Source organism: Hafnia sp. HMSC23F03 (assembly GCF_001816025.1).
In the GTDB taxonomy this organism is placed as follows: Bacteria; Pseudomonadota; Gammaproteobacteria; order Enterobacterales; family Enterobacteriaceae; genus Hafnia; species Hafnia paralvei.
This window is the reverse complement of sequence record NZ_KV824216.1, coordinates 36,259-56,240: the sequence shown is the minus strand read 5'-3', so window position 1 is coordinate 56,240 and position 19,982 is coordinate 36,259. Positions and strand designations below refer to the sequence as shown.

18 protein-coding genes are annotated in these 19,982 nt (G+C 48.5%); 9 read left to right on the top strand and 9 right to left on the bottom strand.

Going from position 1 to position 19,982, the window contains the following annotated elements; all coding sequences use genetic code 11:
* Positions 1-279: 279 nt before the first annotated feature.
* The 5 genes from yidA to dnaA all read right to left on the bottom strand — a co-directional run bounded on the left by yidA (position 280) and on the right by dnaA (position 7,410).
* Positions 280-1,095 (bottom strand): sugar-phosphatase, encoded by an 816-nt coding sequence (gene yidA, locus HMPREF3091_RS08500; protein ID WP_070715346.1) that lies wholly within the window; start codon positions 1,093-1,095, stop codon positions 280-282.
* Between the two features lie 143 nt (positions 1,096-1,238).
* Positions 1,239-3,653, bottom strand: a complete 2,415-nt coding sequence (gyrB, locus tag HMPREF3091_RS08495) for a DNA topoisomerase (ATP-hydrolyzing) subunit B (RefSeq protein WP_070715345.1) — start codon at positions 3,651-3,653, stop codon at positions 1,239-1,241.
* Between the two features lie 30 nt (positions 3,654-3,683).
* The gene (gene recF / locus HMPREF3091_RS08490) at positions 3,684-4,760 is read right to left on the bottom strand and encodes a DNA replication/repair protein RecF (protein WP_004093995.1); all 1,077 of its coding nucleotides are present in this window, start codon (positions 4,758-4,760) and stop codon (positions 3,684-3,686) included.
* A gap of 124 nt (positions 4,761-4,884) precedes the next feature.
* Positions 4,885-5,985: a DNA polymerase III subunit beta gene (gene dnaN / locus HMPREF3091_RS08485; protein WP_004093991.1), complete on the bottom strand. Its 1,101-nt coding sequence runs from the start codon at positions 5,983-5,985 to the stop codon at positions 4,885-4,887.
* Positions 5,986-6,009: 24 nt separating this feature from the next.
* A complete protein-coding gene (gene dnaA / locus HMPREF3091_RS08480) occupies positions 6,010-7,410 on the bottom strand; it encodes a chromosomal replication initiator protein DnaA (protein ID WP_087944329.1) in 1,401 nt (466 codons plus the stop codon).
* 775 nt (positions 7,411-8,185) lie between these two features.
* On the opposite strand from dnaA, the gene rpmH reads away from it, so the two are divergent.
* The 5 genes from rpmH to mnmE all read left to right on the top strand — a co-directional run bounded on the left by rpmH (position 8,186) and on the right by mnmE (position 12,012).
* The gene (gene rpmH, locus HMPREF3091_RS08475) at positions 8,186-8,326 is read left to right on the top strand and encodes a 50S ribosomal protein L34 (protein WP_004093983.1); all 141 of its coding nucleotides are present in this window, start codon (positions 8,186-8,188) and stop codon (positions 8,324-8,326) included.
* A gap of 15 nt (positions 8,327-8,341) precedes the next feature.
* Entirely contained in the window at positions 8,342-8,701 is a 360-nt protein-coding gene (gene rnpA / locus HMPREF3091_RS08470; protein ID WP_004093963.1) for a ribonuclease P protein component, read from the top strand.
* The gene (gene yidD, locus HMPREF3091_RS22150) at positions 8,665-8,922 is read left to right on the top strand and encodes a membrane protein insertion efficiency factor YidD (protein WP_008815724.1); all 258 of its coding nucleotides are present in this window, start codon (positions 8,665-8,667) and stop codon (positions 8,920-8,922) included. Before rnpA ends, yidD begins: the two co-directional genes overlap by 37 nt.
* A 1-nt stretch (position 8,923) precedes the next feature.
* Complete coding sequence (yidC, locus tag HMPREF3091_RS08465) at positions 8,924-10,558, top strand: membrane protein insertase YidC (protein ID WP_008815723.1); 1,635 nt, start codon at positions 8,924-8,926, stop codon at positions 10,556-10,558.
* An 89-nt stretch (positions 10,559-10,647) separates the two neighbouring features.
* Entirely contained in the window at positions 10,648-12,012 is a 1,365-nt protein-coding gene (mnmE, locus tag HMPREF3091_RS08460) for a tRNA uridine-5-carboxymethylaminomethyl(34) synthesis GTPase MnmE (protein WP_070715343.1), read from the top strand.
* A gap of 37 nt (positions 12,013-12,049) precedes the next feature.
* Here the strand turns inward: mnmE and HMPREF3091_RS08455 are convergent, their stop codons facing one another.
* Positions 12,050-12,556, bottom strand: a complete 507-nt coding sequence (locus HMPREF3091_RS08455) for a TVP38/TMEM64 family protein (RefSeq protein ID WP_371328680.1) — start codon at positions 12,554-12,556, stop codon at positions 12,050-12,052.
* Positions 12,557-12,940: 384 nt separating this feature from the next.
* On the opposite strand from HMPREF3091_RS08455, the gene HMPREF3091_RS08450 reads away from it, so the two are divergent.
* Positions 12,941-13,672: a 4'-phosphopantetheinyl transferase family protein gene (locus tag HMPREF3091_RS08450; protein WP_004093957.1), complete on the top strand. Its 732-nt coding sequence runs from the start codon at positions 12,941-12,943 to the stop codon at positions 13,670-13,672.
* Positions 13,673-13,772: 100 nt separating this feature from the next.
* Complete coding sequence (locus HMPREF3091_RS08445; RefSeq protein ID WP_070715339.1) at positions 13,773-14,339, top strand: NADPH-dependent FMN reductase; 567 nt, start codon at positions 13,773-13,775, stop codon at positions 14,337-14,339.
* A 45-nt stretch (positions 14,340-14,384) separates the two neighbouring features.
* Here HMPREF3091_RS08445 and HMPREF3091_RS08440 read toward each other — a convergent pair whose 3' ends face one another.
* Positions 14,385-15,722: an NCS2 family permease gene (locus tag HMPREF3091_RS08440; RefSeq protein ID WP_070715337.1), complete on the bottom strand. Its 1,338-nt coding sequence runs from the start codon at positions 15,720-15,722 to the stop codon at positions 14,385-14,387.
* Positions 15,723-15,941: 219 nt separating this feature from the next.
* On the opposite strand from HMPREF3091_RS08440, the gene adeD reads away from it, so the two are divergent.
* Positions 15,942-17,717: an adenine deaminase gene (adeD, locus tag HMPREF3091_RS08435; protein WP_070715334.1), complete on the top strand. Its 1,776-nt coding sequence runs from the start codon at positions 15,942-15,944 to the stop codon at positions 17,715-17,717.
* A gap of 70 nt (positions 17,718-17,787) precedes the next feature.
* Positions 17,788-18,453 (top strand): 6-phosphogluconate phosphatase, encoded by a 666-nt coding sequence (gene yieH, locus HMPREF3091_RS08430; protein WP_070715332.1) that lies wholly within the window; start codon positions 17,788-17,790, stop codon positions 18,451-18,453.
* Positions 18,454-18,473: 20 nt separating this feature from the next.
* Here the strand turns inward: yieH and HMPREF3091_RS08425 are convergent, their stop codons facing one another.
* Both HMPREF3091_RS08425 and HMPREF3091_RS08420 read right to left on the bottom strand, forming a co-directional pair.
* Complete coding sequence (locus HMPREF3091_RS08425) at positions 18,474-19,208, bottom strand: amino acid ABC transporter permease (RefSeq protein WP_070715330.1); 735 nt, start codon at positions 19,206-19,208, stop codon at positions 18,474-18,476.
* Between the two features lies 1 nt (position 19,209).
* On the bottom strand, positions 19,210-19,950 hold the full coding sequence (locus HMPREF3091_RS08420) for an amino acid ABC transporter permease (protein ID WP_070715328.1): 741 nt from the start codon (positions 19,948-19,950) through the stop codon (positions 19,210-19,212).
* Positions 19,951-19,982 lie beyond the last annotated feature (32 nt).

Here is a 19,982-nt window from a genome sequence, read left to right as displayed (position 1 = left end):
AGGGATGTAGGCGAAAGAACGGAGGAGCCAGGATGGCAATTGCCGTTCGTTCCGTTAAGACCGAAATGATGAAACGAGGGCACCCGCGCAGCGGGCTGGTAGGGGGTGCCAAGCCGGGATGCAAGGCGGCGGCGATTGAGCCGCCTTGCTCGGACGCAGACACGATGCTAAGGAGATACTCGGTGTTATGGGCGTACGAAACCTTTCACAGAACTGACGGTAACTGAAAGGTCAAAACTAGCACCCTGTTGCGAAATTATAAAAAAACTCAATGACCTTCTACTTCTCAAATACAAATTTGTTGATTGCTACAGCCACGCCATCTTCCTGATTGGTCGTGGTAACAAACTGAGCGGCTTCTTTAATGGAGGGCTCGGCATTTCCCATCGCCACACCAACGCCAGCATATTTCACCATTGCCAAATCGTTGCCGTGATCGCCAATACACATCACATTTTCACGTGGAATATTTAGGTATTCCGCCATTTGAGCAACCCCTTTTCCTTTATCGGCATCTTTGTTTAAGATTTCGAGGAAGTTTGGGCTGCTTCTCACTATGGTATAGCGTTCATATGCTTCTGGAGGAATTCGTGCGATGGCTTTCTCCAACACCTCAGGATCATCGATCATCATCACTTTAGGGAAGCGCGTATTTTTATCCATTTCATCAACAGGACAGAAATAAAGAGGTATTCCAGTGATGAATGATTCCTGCACCGTGTGCTTACTAATGTCGCGGTTTGCGGTATACAGCTTGTGATGATCGAGTGCGTGAAAATGTGAGCCAATTTGGTACGACAACGATTCGAGGTATAAATAGTCGTTAAAATCGAGCAACGTTTCGAACAGCGGTTCCCCATTTTCGGCATGAACAATTAGACCGCCGTTATTGCAGAGGCAGTAGCATCCCGCTTTATCCAACCCCAACTCTCGTAAATATTGCTGTGCGCCGATAAACGGACGTCCTGTCGCCAGCAATACGTGCACACCCTGAGCTTTAGCCGCCAAAATAGCCTGTTTCACCGCAGGGGCAACCGCCCGATCGTTATTAAGTAAGGTTCCATCCAGATCTATAGCAATCAGTTTAATCGACATCACATTTTCCCTTCGGGTCAGAATAATAGTGTAACGGTAATCAATCTAGGCCAGGTTGTCATTGCTTATGCGAGGGAAAAATGAGGATCAAATACATAAAAAAAGGGACGATAAATCGTCCCTTCTCGCTAGCTTCTTTAGGATTAGAAATCTAGGTTTGCTGCACGCAGCGCATTCTCTTCAATAAACGCGCGACGAGGTTCAACCGCATCGCCCATCAATGTGGTGAATAGCTGGTCAGCGGCTACAGCATCTTTCACCGTAACGCGCAGCATACGACGGCTTTGCGGATCCATGGTGGTTTCCCACAGCTGCTCTGGGTTCATTTCACCCAGACCTTTGTAGCGCTGGATAGCCAGACCGCGGCGAGACTCTTTCACTAACCACTCCAATGCCTGCTCGAAGCTGGTAATCGGCTGGCGGCGTTCACCACGCATCACAAACGCGCCGTCTTCGATCATATCACGCAGCGTACCGCCCAAGTTGCAGATGCGACGGTATTCCGCGCCATGAATAAAATCGAAGTCCAGTGGGTAATCAGTGTCAACCCCATGAGTACGAATACGCAGCGACGGTTCAAACATCTGACGCTCACGGTTTTCGGTCACAATCGCAGAGTAGGTACTACCGTGAACTTCTTTCTCGTTCAGAGTATTCACTAGAGACTCAATCCACTGCTGAACTTTAGCCTGATCGCCAAGATCGGCTTCCACCAACGTTGGATGGTAGATCAACTGGTTCAACAGCGCCTTAGGATAACGACGCTCCATACGACCAATCAGTTTTTGAACCTGATAGTGCTCGGTCACCAACTTCTCTAAATGCTCGTTGGACATCGCTGGCGCATCCGCATTAATGTGCAACTCAGCGCCATCCAAGGCGATAGAAAGCTGGTACTGATCCATCGCATCGTCATCTTTAATGTACTGTTCTTGCTTGCCTTTTTTCACTTTATAAAGTGGAGGCTGAGCAATAAACACATGACCACGTTCGATGATTTCAGGCATCTGGCGATAGAAGAAGGTCAACAGCAGCGTACGAATGTGCGAACCGTCGACGTCGGCATCGGTCATGATGATGATGCTGTGATAACGCAGCTTGTCAGGGTTATATTCGTCTCGCCCGATACCACAGCCCAGTGCGGTAATCAGCGTGGCAACTTCCTGAGAAGAAAGCATTTTATCAAAACGCGCTTTCTCAACGTTCAGGATTTTACCTTTCAGCGGCAGGATCGCCTGATTCTTACGGTTACGCCCCTGTTTTGCAGAGCCGCCCGCAGAGTCCCCTTCCACTAAGTACAGTTCAGAGTGGGCTGGGTCGCGTTCCTGACAGTCTGCCAGTTTGCCCGGCAGACCGGCTAAATCCAACGCGCCTTTACGACGTGTCATTTCACGCGCTTTACGCGCCGCTTCACGAGCACGAGCCGCATCAATGATTTTACCTACGACGATTTTTGCATCGCCCGGATTTTCTTGCAGATATTCGGCCAGCAGTTCGTTCATCTGGGTTTCAACCGCAGTTTTCACCTCAGAAGAAACCAGCTTATCTTTAGTCTGAGAAGAGAACTTAGGATCTGGAACCTTAACAGAAACGACCGCAATCAAACCTTCACGCGCATCGTCACCGGTGGCGCTAACTTTGGCTTTTTTGCTGTAGCCTTCTTTTTCCATGTAGCTATTCAGGGTACGTGTCATCGCGGCACGGAAACCGGCCAAGTGAGTACCACCGTCGCGCTGTGGAATGTTGTTGGTAAAGCAGTAGATGTTTTCCTGGAAACCATCGTTCCACTGCAACGCAACTTCAACGCCGATATCATCTTTCACGGTAGAGAAATAGAACACGTTTGGATGGATCGGCGTTTTATTCTTGTTCAGATACTCTACGAACGCTTTGATACCGCCTTCATAGTGGAAATGATCTTCACGGTTGTCGCGTTTATCACGCAGACGGATAGACACGCCGGAGTTCAAGAAAGAGAGCTCACGCAAGCGCTTAGCCAAAATGTCATACTGGAATTCAGTATGATTGGAGAACGTCTCCATACTTGGCCAGAAACGCACGGTTGTACCGGTCGTTTCGGTGTCACCAACCACTTTCAGAGGGAATTGAGGTACGCCATGCGCGTAGGTCTGCTCGTGAACTTTACCTTCACGGCGGATAACCAATTCCAGTTTCTCAGACAAGGCGTTAACCACGGAAACACCCACGCCGTGCAAACCACCGGAAACTTTGTAGGAGTTATCATCAAACTTACCACCGGCATGCAGCACGGTCATGATAACTTCAGCGGCAGAAACACCTTCTTCTTCATGCAGGCCTGTAGGAATACCACGGCCATCATCCTGCACCGACACAGAGTTGTCGCTATGGATGGTAACGATAATGTCTTTACAGTAGCCAGCGAGCGCCTCGTCAATCGCGTTGTCCACCACCTCGAATACCATATGGTGCAGACCGGTTCCGTCATCGGTATCACCGATGTACATGCCCGGGCGTTTACGCACGGCGTCCAGCCCTTTTAATACCTTGATACTTGAGGAGTCATAAGTATTTGACATCAGCCTTTCTCGCTCATTAAAAAACTGTGATTAAACCGCTATTTTACCTTGTTCCACGCGGAACATCTTGCCCTTTTCATCAACCATATCGGAGACCTGTTCTGCACTCACTGCGCTCACAAAAACCTGCGCGCCAGTTGCCTTCAAACGGTCGGCCAATAAACGTCGGCGACCGGTATCCAGCTCAGAAGCAAAATCATCGATAAGGTACAGGCAACGGCGACCGCTGTGGCGGGTAAGATATTCACCCTGTGCCAAACGCAGCGCGCACATCAGTAACTTCAGTTGTCCACGGGAAAGTAAATCCTCAACCGGCGTACCTTCTGCCCGGATGCGGAAATCAGCCTTGTGTGGACCAACCGCGGTATAGGTCAGAGCTCTGTCGCGTTCAAATTGACGCTCCAGCAACTCTCCGTAGTCGCTTTCTTTATCCCAACCACGCTGGAATGAAAACGTTAGCGCAAATTCAGGCAGAAACTGCGCGCAGGTCGCGCTAATATCTTCCGCTATCGCTGCACTGTATTGCGCGCGTAATGCACTAATACGTTCAGCCAGTGGAATCAATTCCTGATCCCAAGGACGTAGTTGAGAGTAACGCGTAACCTGTCGAAGCGCCGCGTTACGCTGCTTGAGTAACCGCTTAAGATTGCTCCAAGCAACAAAAAAACCGGGGTCGCTATGAAAACATCCCCAGTCGAGAAAAGCGCGCCGAAACTTTGGCCCGCCATTCAATAAAGTAAAACCTTCCGGCGTGATAAGCTGCATCGGCAACATCTGCGCGAGCTCTGCCACCTTATGCCCGTCACTACCGTCAATACGCACTTTACTATCGCCCGCCCGGCTTTTGCTCAGTCCGACCGAAAGCTCACGCTCTGCTCCGGTATCAATGCGACCGTGCAGCACAAATTCATTCTGATCGTGACGAATTACTCGCCCTGCCTGCAAGCTACGAAAAGCCCGCCCGTGCCCCAGCGTATAAATAGCTTCGAGCACGCTGGTTTTTCCGCTGCCGTTAGCACCGACCAGAAAGTTGAATCCCTCTGCGGGAGCGAGATCCGCAGACTCAATATTGCGAAAATCGCGGATCGTCAGACGCGTTAAAGCCATCAAAAGCTATTCCGAGCAAAGCCAACATTCATATACCCTAAATAATTAGGGCTGCAAAAAGGTGGTGGCTGAGGGTGAACGAAAGCAGCCAACACACGTGCAGCTCAAAGTATGACGGGTATGGCTACAAGCGCATTGGCATGACGACATAGGCCGCCGACTGGCTGGCCGCGTCTTCAATCTGTACGCTGGATACTGAGTCAGTCAGCAACATATGCACGTCTTCACATTTGAGGGCGTTGAGCACATCCAAAACGTAGCTCACGTTAAAACCGATTTCTAAATCGGTTCCTTCGTAGTTGACGTCTAGAATTTCTTCCGCTTCTTCCTGCTCAGGGTTATTCGCCGTAATTTTCAGCTGGTTATGGCTGACATACAGACGCACACCACGGAATTTTTCATTGGATAAAATGGCAGCACGTGCAAATGCTTGCTTGAGTTCATCACAACCTGCTTTTAACGTTTTGTCCGGATTCTTCGGCAATACGCGGCGATAATCAGGGAAACGACCATCGACCAGCTTGGAAGTAAAGATGAAACCACCTACATGAGCACGAATATTGTTGCTACCAATTTGCAGGCGCAGCGGCGTTTCACCACCATCCAGCAAACGAGACAACTCCATAACACCTTTACGCGGCACAATGACGGAATGGCTCGGCACACTCTGACCAATAGGCATTGAACATACCGCAAGGCGGTGACCATCGGTCGCCACGGTGCGCAACTCTTCACCTTCGGTTTCAAACAGCATACCGTTCAGGTAATAGCGCACATCCTGATGAGCCATGGAAAACTGAGTTGCTTCAATCAGCTTTTTCAGCGTCGCCTGTGGCAGCGTGAATTCCACTTCGCTCTGCCAGTCATCCAAATTAGGGAAATCAGCAGCAGGCAGCGTAGACAGAGAAAAACGGCTACGCCCAGAACGAACCAGCATGCGATCGCCGTCTAAAACAACGGTGATTTCCGCACCGTCTGGCAGACCACGGCAGATATCGAAAAACTTACGCGCAGGTACCGTTGTTGCCCCAGTCTCATGCTCTTGAGCAAGAGGAACTCGGGCGATCATTTCCATTTCAAGGTCGGTGCCTGTCAGCAATAGATGGCCGTCTTCAACCTGCAACAGCAGATTACCAAGAATAGGCAACGTTGGTCGGCCACCCAGCGGGCTGCTCACCTGTTGCAACGGCTTTAGCAGATGTTCACGTTCAACAATAAATTTCATATCGCTACGATGACTGTTATTTGATTAGGATGACAACGTTCTGATTAAATTAGAAAAATCTTCTTTGATGTCGTGGCTTTCTTCACGCAGCTGTTCAATCTTACGACAGGCATGCAAGACCGTTGTATGGTCACGACCACCAAAAGCATCACCGATTTCTGGCAAGCTGTGGTTAGTCAGCTCCTTTGCTAACGCCATCGCCATTTGACGCGGACGGGCAACGGAGCGGGAACGGCGTTTAGACAGTAAGTCTGCCACCTTGATTTTATAATACTCAGCCACCGTCTTCTGGATATTATCGATGGTGACGAGTTTTTCCTGCAAGGCGAGCAGATCACGTAGCGCTTCACGCACAAAATCGATGGTAATGGCGCGGCCGGTAAAATTGGCATTCGCAATCACTCGGTTCAATGCGCCCTCAAGCTCACGTACATTAGAGCGTAGACGTTTAGCGATGAAAAAGGCGACTTCGCCCGGCAGGCGAATATCATTTTCATCAGCTTTTTTCATCAGAATCGCAACGCGCGTCTCTAACTCTGGTGGCTCAATGGCTACGGTCAGCCCCCAGCCAAAACGTGATTTCAGGCGATCTTCTACGCCATTAATCTCTTTTGGATAGCGGTCTGAGGTCAGAATAATTTGCTGATTACCTTCAAGCAAAGCGTTAAAGGTATGGAAGAACTCTTCCTGCGAACGCTCTTTGTTGGCAAAGAACTGAATATCATCGATAAGCAGAGCATCAACGGAACGATAGTAACGTTTGAACTCTTCGATCGCGTTATTTTGCAGGGCTTTAACCATATCCTGAACAAAACGCTCAGAGTGCATGTAAACCACTTTAGCATTGGCTTTGCGAGCCATAATGCCATTACCGACTGCATGCAGAAGGTGAGTTTTACCTAAGCCCGTACCACCATATAAAAACAGCGGGTTATAAGCACCACCAGGATTATCAGCCACCTGACGCGCCGCCGCGCGGGCCAGTTGGTTAGACTTACCCTCAACAAAGTTATCAAACGTATGCTTAGGATTCACATTTGAGCGGTAAGACAATTCAGGCTGCGCGGGTGAGTTATCCCAACTCGGGCGCATAGGCGCAACGTTGCGAGCCGCAGTCTGAATGACCGGCGCTGAAACACTGGCCATCACCGGACTTTGAGCGGGTATCGCAGCCGTCGCAGGTTTGGTACCAACTTCAAAACGAAGAACAGGTGCGTCGCTACCACAAAAATCATTCAACAATCCGTTGATGTTGTTGAGATATTTGTCACGAACCCAATCCAATACGAAACGGTTAGGAGCATACAGCGCCAGGGTATTGTCACTCAGTTCCGCCTGTAAAGGACGGATCCACATACTAAATTCTGTGGCAGGTAACTCATCCTGCAATCGGGCAAGACACTGCTGCCAAAGCGAAAGTGACACGGCGGACTCCACTCGAACAAGATCAAAAAGAAATGAATAGGATACTTAGACTGACTTTTTTTGACGCATATGATCGTTTGAACCTCATCAAGGCTCTGTTTCGCACAAAAGATGCTGGGATCTTAATAAATGGAAAGATCATAAACAGGTTACCCACAAGTAAACCATCACATACGAATCGCTTTTTAAACGCGATGTATAAAATTTCGTTATCTCCAATGCACCAAAGATCTGGATCGCAATCGGAATGGCGGATCATAGCGTAAATCACACAGAAGATCCTCCCCTTCTGCACAGATTAGATCGATTTTATCCACAGGCAAGATTCAAACGACGAGTTTATACTTTTATGTCGTTTGTCCAGCGTTAAACCGTCCACAGATCCCATATTTTCAGATTTCGCTGGTGAATAATGCATCACGGATCGCCACATTATCTAGAAGGATCTTGGTTAGATCCTTGCGCTTTGATAGGGAGTCCGTATAATTTCCCACCCACGCGTTGCGCCTGAGTTCTGTTTGGTGGTTTTTTTTCATCACTTTTACAGGCCTCAAACCTATGTATCTCTTAGGGACTATTTAGGGATGCGACGGTGATTGAGGCTCACGTTAGTGAAATTCGGTTGAGCTATCTTGCGATGAGAATTGACTCAGGACTGTACAATTATTACAATCCCGCCTCTTTATATATGCGATTGAGGCGTCGGTCGTTCTCACGCCGAGTAGCCAAACGCGTTTACTGATCAGTAATTATTTAAGTTTAGGTAGAAATCGCTATGAAACGCACTTTCCAACCGTCCGTATTGAAACGTAACCGTTCACACGGTTTCCGTGCTCGTATGGCAACCAAGAATGGTCGTCAGGTTCTGGCCCGCCGTCGTGCGAAAGGCCGTACTCGTCTGACCGTTTCTAAGTAATAAAGCTAACCCTCTGTGGTTAAGCTAGCATTTCCTAGGGAGTTACGTTTGTTAACTCCCAATCATTTCAATTTCGTCTTCCAGCAACCGCAACGAGCCGGCACTCCTCAAATTACCATACTCGGCCGTATGAACACGCTGGGGCATCCCCGCATCGGTCTTACAGTCGCTAAAAAATATGTCAAGCGTGCGCATGAGCGTAACCGGATTAAGCGCTTAACGCGCGAAAGCTTCCGTTTAAGCCAACATTCGCTGCCTGCCATGGATTTTGTGGTAATTGCTAAAAAAGGGGTTCAGGAGCTCGATAATCGGGCGCTGACAGAGATTTTGGAAAAGTTATGGCGTCGTCATTGTCGGCAAGCTCGCGTATCCTAATAAAGCTGATACGCGGGTATCAGCTTTTCATTAGTCCGCTGCTCGGACCACATTGTCGTTTCAGACCAACCTGCTCACAGTACGGAATTGAGGCATTGAGCAGGTTTGGAATGATAAAAGGCAGTTGGTTGACACTGAAACGCGTATTAAAATGCCACCCTTTGAACCCAGGTGGTGATGATCCCGTGCCGCCGAAAACTGACGATAACAGAGAACATTAAGATGGATTCGCAACGCAATCTACTCCTCATCGCTCTGCTGTTCGTGTCTTTCATGATCTGGCAAGCATGGCAAACGGATAACAATCCGCAGCCTACCGCTCAGACCGCAGGACAGACCGCGAACACCACGACAGCCGATGCATCTAGTCAGGCTGTGCCAGAAAGTGGCCAGGGTAAACTGATTACGGTTAAGACTGATGTTCTGTCTTTAACCATTAACACCCGTGGTGGTGATATCGAACAGGCTAACCTGTTAGCGTATCCAGCTACTTTAGGTTCTGATAAGCCATTTGAGCTGTTAGAAACCACCCCAGATTTCATCTATCAGGCTCAAAGCGGTCTGACAGGTAAAAATGGTCCAGATAATCCAGCTAACGGTGACCGTCCACTGTACACCGCTGATCAAACCAATTTTGAATTGGTTAACGGTCAGGACGAGCTGCGCATTCCTTTGACATACACGGCGAAAGACGGTGTGGTCTATACCAAGACCTTCGTTCTCAAACGCGGTGACTATGCTATCGGCGTGGACTATAAAGTTAAGAACAGCAGCGCACAGCCGCTGGATCTGACTCTGTTCGGTCAGTTGAAGCAATCTATTGATTTGCCTAAACACCGTGACACAGGCAGCAGCAACTTTGCACTGCACACCTTCCGTGGTGCGGCGTACTCTTCAAGCGATGATAAGTATCAGAAGTATGCGTTTGATAAAGACCCGCTGAATATCACGACGAAAGGTGGCTGGGTTGCGATGCTGCAACAGTACTTTGCTACTGCGTGGATCCCGCAAACCAACAGCACTAACCAGTTCTATACCGCTAATCTGGGTAATGGACTGTCAGCGATTGGCTTTAAAGGAGAGCCGGTTGTTGTTGCACCAGGCACTGAGAAAAACCTGAACGCAACGCTGTGGGTCGGTCCTGAAATCCAGAGTGATATGGCTGCCGTGGCGCCGCATTTGGATCTGACCGTAGACTACGGCTGGTTATGGTTCATCTCTCAGCCACTGTTTAAGCTGCTAAAATTCATTCACAGCTTTATCGGTAACTGGGGCTTCTCGATTATCGTTATTACCTTCATCGTTCGTGGCATCATGTACCCGCTGACTAAAGCGCAGTACACCTCCATGGCGAAAATGCGTATGTTGCAGCCAAAACTGGCGGCAATGCGTGAACGCATTGGTGATGACAAACAGCGCATGAGCCAAGAAATGATGGCGCTGTACAAGTCAGAGAAAGTTAACCCACTGGGTGGGTGTCTACCGCTCGTCATCCAGATGCCAATCTTCTTGGCACTGTATTACATGCTGATGGGCTCAGTAGAACTGCGTCAGGCTCCATTTGCGCTGTGGATCCATGACTTGGCTGCACAAGACCCGTACTACATCTTGCCAATTCTGATGGGTATCACGATGTTCTTCATTCAGAAGATGTCGCCAACCACAGTCACTGACCCGATGCAGCAGAAGATTATGACGTTTATGCCTGTCATCTTCACGGTGTTCTTCCTGTGGTTCCCATCAGGTCTGGTGCTGTACTATATCGTCAGCAACCTGGTGACCATCCTCCAGCAACAGCTGATCTACCGTGGTCTTGAGAAACGTGGCCTACACAGCCGCGACAAGAAAAAATCATAATCCACGCGATGATTTGAGTTGAGTAAGGCGGTCAATTGACCGCCTTTTTTTATGGTACGCATTTAATTTTGTAACAAGAGAGTATGACTATGAGCCAATCCGACACCATCGTTGCTCAGGCAACCCCCCCTGGACGCGGCGGCGTAGGCATTCTGCGTGTATCTGGACGTCAGGCGAAAGAAGTCGCTATGGCATTGCTCGGCAAGTTACCTAAGCCACGCTACGCAGATTACCTGCCGTTTAAAGACGCTGACGGCAGCGTATTGGATCAAGGAATTGCCTTGTATTTCCCTGGCCCAAACTCATTTACCGGTGAAGACGTGCTGGAGTTGCAAGGGCATGGCGGGCCTGTCATTCTCGATCTGCTACTGAAACGCATTCTTCTGATGCCAAATGTACGAATCGCTCGCCCCGGAGAGTTCTCTGAGCGCGCATTCCTCAACGACAAACTGGATTTAGCACAAGCCGAAGCGATTGCCGATCTGATCGATGCCAGCTCTGAGCAAGCAGCCCGCTCTGCGGTAAATTCGCTGCAAGGCGCCTTCTCTAATCGTGTTAATCAGCTGGTTGAAGCATTAACGCATCTGCGTATCTTCGTTGAAGCCGCTATCGACTTTCCTGATGAAGAAATCGATTTTCTCTCCGATGGAAAAATTGAAGCTCAGCTTAACGATGTTATGGGGGAGCTTCAGGCGGTACGCGCCGAAGCACGCCAAGGCAGTTTATTACGCGAAGGGATGAAGGTGGTGATTGCTGGTCGTCCTAACGCCGGTAAATCCAGTCTGTTGAACGCACTCGCAGGCCGCGAAGCGGCTATCGTGACCGATATTGCCGGAACGACCCGCGACGTCTTACGTGAACATATCCATATCGACGGCATGCCATTGCATATTATTGATACCGCAGGACTACGCGAAGCAAGCGACGAAGTTGAACGTATTGGTATCGAACGTGCTTGGAACGAGATCGAACAGGCTGATCGCGTATTGTTTATGGTGGATGGTACCACCACCGATGCGATTGAACCTGCGACTATCTGGCCAGAATTTATGGCTCGACTTCCTAAAACGCTGCCGATTACCGTCGTGCGCAACAAAGCAGATGTGACGGGAGAAACGCTGGGACTCAACGAAGTGAATGGTTACTCACTAATCAGATTATCCGCTCGTACCGGCGAAGGTATCGATGTATTACGCGATCATCTAAAACAAAGCATGGGATTCACCAGCAATATGGAGGGAGGGTTCTTGGCCCGCCGTCGTCACTTACAGGCACTGGAAACCGCTGCTCAGCACCTTGAACAAGGCAAGGAGCAGCTATTGAGCGCCTATGCAGGTGAATTACTGGCTGAAGAGCTACGGCTCGCCCAGCAGGCTCTGAGTGAGATTACCGGTGAATTCACGTCTGATGATTTGCTAGGAAGGATTTTCTCTAGCTTCTGTATTGGTAAGTGATCACTTCTGCTTAAAAACCCGCCATCGGCGGGTTTTACTATTTAGCGAATCGTTTGCTGAAAACCCTGCGCGTTATTTGTGTTAAAACAAACAGAACCACTCCGCAAAGAACCAACTTCATCGTTACTTCTAACGTCACGCCATTTTCAGCTAACTCGCTCGCCATCAAAGTAAAAATAAACGTTCCTGGCAGAATGGTCAGACACGAAATCATACAGTAACGCCAAAAAGGAATTCCCGTTAAACCGTAAGCATAGTTTTGAATATTGTATGGAAATAGCGGAATTAAGCGGGTAAAAATCAAGAAATCGACACCATAACGCTGAATACCTTGCTCTATCTGCTCAAATTTTTCATTTCCACTAAAACGCTGTAACAACCATGAGCGGCCAAGATATCTAGCCAGCAAAAAAGAGAGCGAAGAGGATAACGTTGCCGCAAACAATGAGATGATCGTTCCATAAAACGTACCAAAAACAATGCCCCCAGCGATCACTAACACACTACCGGGGAACAAAAACAGTGAGGCAATAACAAACAACAATACATAAGCGATAATTCCTATCCACCCATGTACACTTATCCATCGCTGTAATATCTCAAGATGTGAGAACCACTCACCTAGAGGGCTGTTGTGTAGAAGAATGGCGAGTACTAATAAAATTAGCCAAGCGACTCCCCGCTTAATCCTTCTTTTGCATCATAACTCCTCATTCCCATTTCATTTTCCGCTGACCAATATGCCATTGGGCTTACGTAGCGCTAACGATGAATTTGTTAGTTTAATCAGTGCGCTGCCGCACAGTTCACATAAAATCGAGTGACTAAATACTCTGCTTAGATAAATAATCCAGAGACCAGAAACGCTTACGCTATAGTTATTAGGTAGCATTCTTACACCAATTCATCCGTAAATCAGGGAGCGACTATGGAGAATCATTTTGCTTGGTGGTATCTATCCAACCGCCCCTTAGACGTTTATCGTCTTACCGAAGATCTGATTGCCACATCACTACACTATTCACCCAAACGTCGTGAACGATTTCTGCATGGCCGCGCGCTACTTGCAGAACTCATGTTTCAACTATACGGTTACGAAAAGCTACCGCGCTTAGCCATTGCCCCGAGCGGTAGACCCTGTTTTGTTGATCCTACGCTGCCAGATTTTAGCCTCGGGTATGCCGGTGGCGTCGTTGCAGTCATGCTAGGCTCCAATGGAAAAGTCGGCATGGACGTTGAAGTTATTCGCGCACGTCAGGGCGGATTTATTCACCTTCAACAGCAACATCTTACCAGCAGCGAAAAGATTTGGATCGATGGACAGGCCGATCGTTTAGAGGCCACAACGCAGCTTTGGGCCATTCGCGAATCAGTGCTTAAGATATCGGGGCTAGGAACCAGCGGCTTACAAACTCTACGTCTTCAGCCTAGCGCGGGAAAATTACGTTCAACAGCAACACCCCAGGTCGAGACCATTAGTGCGATACAGGGTGAAATTGCTTGGGCATGCAGTAAATCACCTACGCTTGGACAGCTTAGTTACTGGTTAATGGATAAAAATAATCAGCTAATAAATATCACAGCAGAGAAAAATACAGAGCTAAAAGAATCCACCACCTACTTACGCTTTACCAGTCATTCACCAATACAAACCCTGTGAATGATAAGTCTGATATCAACTTATCTACTCTATGATTGATTATTGATCTAAGATGACTTCAGTGAAGTTCGATTATATTACATCAAGAAATGGAGAACTTATGTCAGATAAGCCACTGAAAATTGTTACTTTATTGGGTAGCCTACGTAAAGGTTCCTATAATGCGATTGTCGCAAACGCGCTCCCCGGCCTTGCACCTAAAGACGTAACTATCGAAGCGCTGCCTTCCATTCGCGATATTCCTCTCTACGATGCTGATCTTCAGCAAGATGAAGGTTTCCCTGCTCAAATTGAAGCTATCGCCGAAGAAATCCGTCAGGCAGACGGCGTGATTATCGTGACGCCAGAATATAACTACTCCGTTCCTGGCGGACTTAAAAACGCGATCGATTGGATTTCTCGCTTACCCAATCAGCCACTAGCAGGTAAACCTGTCGCCATCCAGACCAGCTCTATGGGCCCCATTGGCGGTGCGCGGTGTCAGTATCACCTACGTCAGATTTTGGTGTTCTTGGACTGCCAAGTCATGAATAAACCAGAGTTTATGGGGGGAGTGATTCAGAATAAAGTGGATGAACAGAAGGGTACACTAACAGATACTTCAACCATCGAATTCTTAGGCAAACAGCTCTCAGCATTTGCAGATTATGTGCGTCGCGTGGGCTGATGCATTAAACCTCCCCTTATAGGGGAGGTTAAGGCTAGCGAGTCATTAATGCGCGTCAACAAAAACAATTTTCAGCACAAACAACAGCGCAACAATCACCACGCATGGGCTGATTTCACGCCAGCGGCCTGTGCCTAATTTCATAATGCAGTAAGAAATAAAGCCAAGCGCGATACCTTCGGTGATCGAGAAGCTAAACGGCATCATCACCGCAGTGATAAATGCAGGTACCGCTTCGGTCAGGTCATCCCACTTCACGCGAGCCAAGCTCGACGTCATCAATACGCCAACATAAATCAGCGCACCAGCAGCGGCATACGCAGGAACCATACCAGCCAGTGGCGAAAGGAATATCACCAGCAGGAATAGAATCCCCACAACTACGGCCGTTAAGCCAGTACGACCACCGACAGAAACACCAGAGGTGCTTTCGATATAGGCGGTAACGGATGAGGTTCCGAAGAAAGAGCCGACGACGGAGCTGATACTATCCACGTATAACGCTTGTTTCATGCGCGGAAACTTGCCGTTTTTATCCGTCAAACCAGCTTTATCGGTCACGCCAATCAATGTGCCCGATGAGTCAAACAGGTTTACCAGCATGAAGGAGAAAATCACCCCAGCTAGACCAACATTCAGCGCTCCCGCCAAATCGACCTGACCCACCACGCTAGTTACGTTCGGCGGCATCGAGAACAGCCCCGTATAATGCACATCGCCCAAAGCCCAGCCGATAAGCGTAGTGACGACAATGGATACTAATACTGCGGCGTGAAAGTTGCGGGATGACAGGATGGCGATAATAAAGAAGCCCAATGCACCAAGTAAAACACTGTGAGACGTTAAATTTCCAACGGCAACCAAAGTGTCAGTATTCGATACGATGATGCCAGCATTTTTCAGCCCCATCATGGCGATAAACAGGCCGATACCGCTGGTGATCCCTACACGCAGGCTCATTGGAATATTAGCAATCATCCAATAACGAATACGGAAAATCGTTAGCAACAATAAGCCCACGGCGCCCCAGAAAATAGCGCCCATACCCACTTGCCACGTCAATCCCATGGCACCGACGACGACAAAAGCAAAGAAGGCATTCAGCCCCATAGCAGGAGCCAAGGCCACCGGCAAATTAGCCAGTAACCCCATAAAAATACTACCGAAAGCGGCAATCAGACAGGTCGTAACAAACACGGCCTGAGTATCCATACCTGCAGCACCGAGAATCTGCGGGTTAACGAAAACGATATATACCATCGTCAAAAACGTCGTGATACCGGCGATCATTTCAGTTTTTGCAGTGGTACCATGCTCCTGCAACTTGAAGACACGCTCAAAAAGCCCCTGCCCTTGGGCAGAGTTTGAAGTTGAATTATTCATTCTATTAAATCCGGATGGATATTGGCTTTGGGAGAGTATCCTATACCAAAAGTGCCAAATAATGATCCCCATCACACATATTTCGAGATGTTTTTTTACTCACCAATTTAGTGAGCCATATCACGTAGACCTATTTACGGCGTCATATAATCAGTCACAATCAATAAAAACACTTTAATATCAAAATGATAAAACCATTTTCAATAAAGGTAAATTCGCATGGAAAGCATTAATAATAAACATACGCAATCGCTTTCGCGCGAAGAAATGATCCGCCTTCTGGCGGTTTCACGCGGTGATGAGGCTGCCGACTGCATTATTGACAATGTTCGCATCCTCGACCTGATAAATGGAGGGGAAATATCCGGCCCAATCGTCATTTGTAATAACAGCATTGCTGGTGTTGGCCCAGCCTACGCAAGTGCCGTTGCCCATAAGCGAATTGATGCAAACAATGCGGTTGCAGTTCCCGGTTTTATTGATTCCCACCTGCACATCGAATCCAGCATGATGACGCCGGTGACGTTTGAGAGCGCCACTCTACCTCTTGGAGTAACCAGCATCGTCTGCGATCCCCATGAAATTGTGAATGTCATGGGTGAACAAGGATTGGAATGGTTTTTACGCTGTGCGGAACAGGCGCAACAAAACCAGTTTGTTCAGATCAGTTCATGCGTACCGGCGCTGTCGGGTAGCGACATCAATGGTGCTGAGTTCCCATTAAGTGAGATGCTTAAATATCGCGATCATTCTCATGTGCTAGGTTTGGCAGAAATGATGAATTTTCCCGGCGTGATTGCCGGTGATGCCGACATTATGGATAAGCTCGACGCTTTCCGCCATTTGACGTTAGATGGGCATAGCCCAATGCTAAGCGGCAAAAATCTCAATGGCTATCTCGCTGCGGGTATCGAAAACTGCCATGAAACCTTGGCGTTACAAGAAGGTCGCGAAAAACTGTCACTCGGTATGGCGTTAATGATCCGTGAAGGTTCAGCGGCACGAAATCTGGATTCGCTAGCACCGTTAATTTCTGAATTCAGTAGCCCACAATGCATGCTGTGTACCGATGACCGTAACCCTTGGGAAATCGCCCATGAAGGACATATCAATGCACTGATTCATCGTCTGATTAATCAGCATAATATTCCTGCTCACGTGGCTTACCGCGTCGCAAGCTGGTCAGCGGCTCGTCATTTTGGTTTAAAACGTCTAGGCCTGATAGCACCAGGGAAAAGAGCCGATATCGTATTACTTTCCAATGTACAACAGGTTGCAATCCAGCAGGTCATTGTGGGTGGCAAGGTCGTGGACGCACAGCGATTGAAAGAAACCTGTGAACAGAAACACCAGCAAACCCAACCGCCAGTGCAAAATACGATTCGCCGAAACCCTGTTAACGCAGCGGAACTTGCACTACCGCTGGAGGTCGGCGCTAGCTACCGCGCGATTCAGATTATCCCGAACGAACTCATCACCTGCACACTGCCGGTTATCTGGCTCGGAGAAAAATTTGATCACGACGACGTATGTCATATCGCCGTAATGGAACGTTACGGTCATCAAAAAGCACCAGCGCTGGGACTGCTGCAAAACTTCGGATTACAACGCGGAGCTATGGCGGCAACGGTAAGCCACGACAGTCATAATATCGTGGTGATCGGTCATCATCCGCGTGATATGGCAGTGGCCGTAAATCAGCTAATCGCAAACGGCGGCGGACTCTGCGTAGCCGACGAGGGGGAAGTAAAAAGCCATCTGGCTTTGCCTATCGCAGGATTAATGAGCGATAAATCAGCCGCAGACATCGCCGATGATATTACCCATTTGAAAGCCGCCTGCCGCGCCTGCGGCGTCACGCTCAACGAACCCTTTATTCAGATGGCATTTTTATCGTTGCCTGTCATTCCATCACTGAAGCTAACAAGCTTAGGGTTATTTGACGTAGACCGCTTTGCATTTACAGAAACTCGCTTTTCTTCCCCAAGCGATTAAACTGGGCGCTGGTTTATCTCTGACGACGGCAACACAAGCTTGCCGTCTGCCATGAAAACAAGGAAGCCCAATGACACCCATCAGCTGTATTTTCTTCGACTGCGACGGCACGCTGGTAGATAGCGAATACCTGTGCAGCAAAGCCTACGTTCATATGTTCGCTCATTACGGTGTACATCTGTCATTGGATCGCGTTTTTAAAGAGTTTAAAGGCGTTAAGCTGTATGAGATCATCGAGCGAATCAAGCAGGAACATGAGTTCGAATCAGATCGTGACGAGATGGAACAGATTTACCGCGATGAAGTTGCGCGCCTGTTTAAAACCGAGCTAAAACCGATTCCCCATGCAGAATCGCTATTGGCGCAAATTACAGTACCCATGTGCACCACCTCCAACGGCCCCGTCAGCAAAATGCAGAACTCATTGGGCTCAACCGGCATGTTGGACTATTTTGGTGACCGATTGTATAGCGGCTACGATATTCAGAGTTGGAAACCAGACCCAGACCTTATGTTCCACGCGGCCAACGAAATGGGCGTAGATATTAAAGCGTGTATTCTGGTTGATGATTCCCCATCAGGCGTCCAATCAGGTATCGCAGCGGGTATTCCCGTGTTTTATTATTGTGGTGATGCTCATAACCCAGTCATTGAGCACCCGCTCGTTACCTCTTTTGACGATCTTCGCCAATTACCTGAGTTATGGCGCGCAAGAGGCTGGTCACTGACCAAGTAGCTAATGATGCATTAACGGCCTTAACTTGCAGGCAGCGCGGGTTTTAACTGCCACCAGCGGCGTTTTACCACCACGTTTTGTGACGTAAAACGCCGGCTCAAGTGATTAGCGGCGAGATCCAAAGCCAGACACATCACAAAGTAAACGCCAGCCACAAACATAAAGACTTCCATTGGGTATACCATGCTGCGGTTGTTTACCTGTGTCGCCAAAAATGTCAGCTCACCCACGCCAACGATATAGGCCAGAGAAGTATCTTTAATTAGTGAAATCCATTGATTAATAAACGACGGCACCATCATTCTCAGCGCCTGAGGTAACACGACATTACCTAAAACCTGCCAGCGATTGAGCCCCAGAGAAAGGCCAGCTTGCCACTGCCCGCGCCCCACAGCATGGATACCCGCCGCTACCGCATGAGCTAAATACGAAGAAGCAATCAGCGCCAGCGCACAGACAACGGTAGTGATTTCCGGAATATCGACACCAAATACGATTGGCAGCAAAAAATAAGTCCAAAATATCAACATGATGACTGGGATTGCGCGGAAAAAGCCCAGCACAGTAGCCAATACCGCACCTAGCCAACCACGCGACATCGCTAAGGACACCCCAAGCAAAGTGCCTAATATCGCAGAAGCTAGACCAGCAATAAGGCTCATCAACAGCGTTAATGCCGCGCCCCCTAAAGGGCCATCGGGAAATTGTCCCCACAGCAAATAGCTGAGGTTGTCATGAATAATGGTGAAATCCATTTTAATAACGCTCCTGCATCCGACGACGCTGCTGATGCCACATTCCCCAACCTTCCATCAGAGCAATAATCAGTACGTATAACAACGTTGCGACACCAAAGGCCTGAAACGTTTTTAGCGTTTCGGTTTCAACCTGCCTCGAAGCATATGAAAGCTCAGCCACACCAATAGCCATCGTAAGGGATGAGTTTTTGATAATATTCATGTACTGCCCTAGTAAGGGCGGTAGTGCAATTTTCACCGCCTGTGGCAGCACCACATATCGCATACTTTGCCAAAGGCTAAGCCCTAAAGCCTGAGACGCCTGTTTTTGTCCACTTGCCACACCGCGAATCCCTGCGCGGATCTCTTCAGAAATAAACGCTGCGGAATACAGCGTTAGGCCAACTAAACCGGCCAAAAACTCAAACGATGGCCACGCGAGCGTCCATCCATCAAACATCCACTCATGAGGCGTATTTAGCCACTGCATCACAACGGCAGGTAGGAGTTGACCTGCACCGAAGTACCAGAAAAAAAGCTGAACAAGCAGAGGAGTATTACGAAAAACAGAGCTGTAGGCGATGACAGGCAAACTAAGCCAGCGTGATGAGCTATCGCGCAGGGCCGCTAAAATCAGTCCTAAAATTGTAGATAGCACAATGGTACAGGCTGAAATAACCAACGTGATGAGAAAACCTGACCATAGCCAGTGTAGATATTGCGGCGCGAGAATAAAATCGTAAAAAGATTGCCCGTTCATAATACTCACCAACCAAAAATAGAAATGCGACC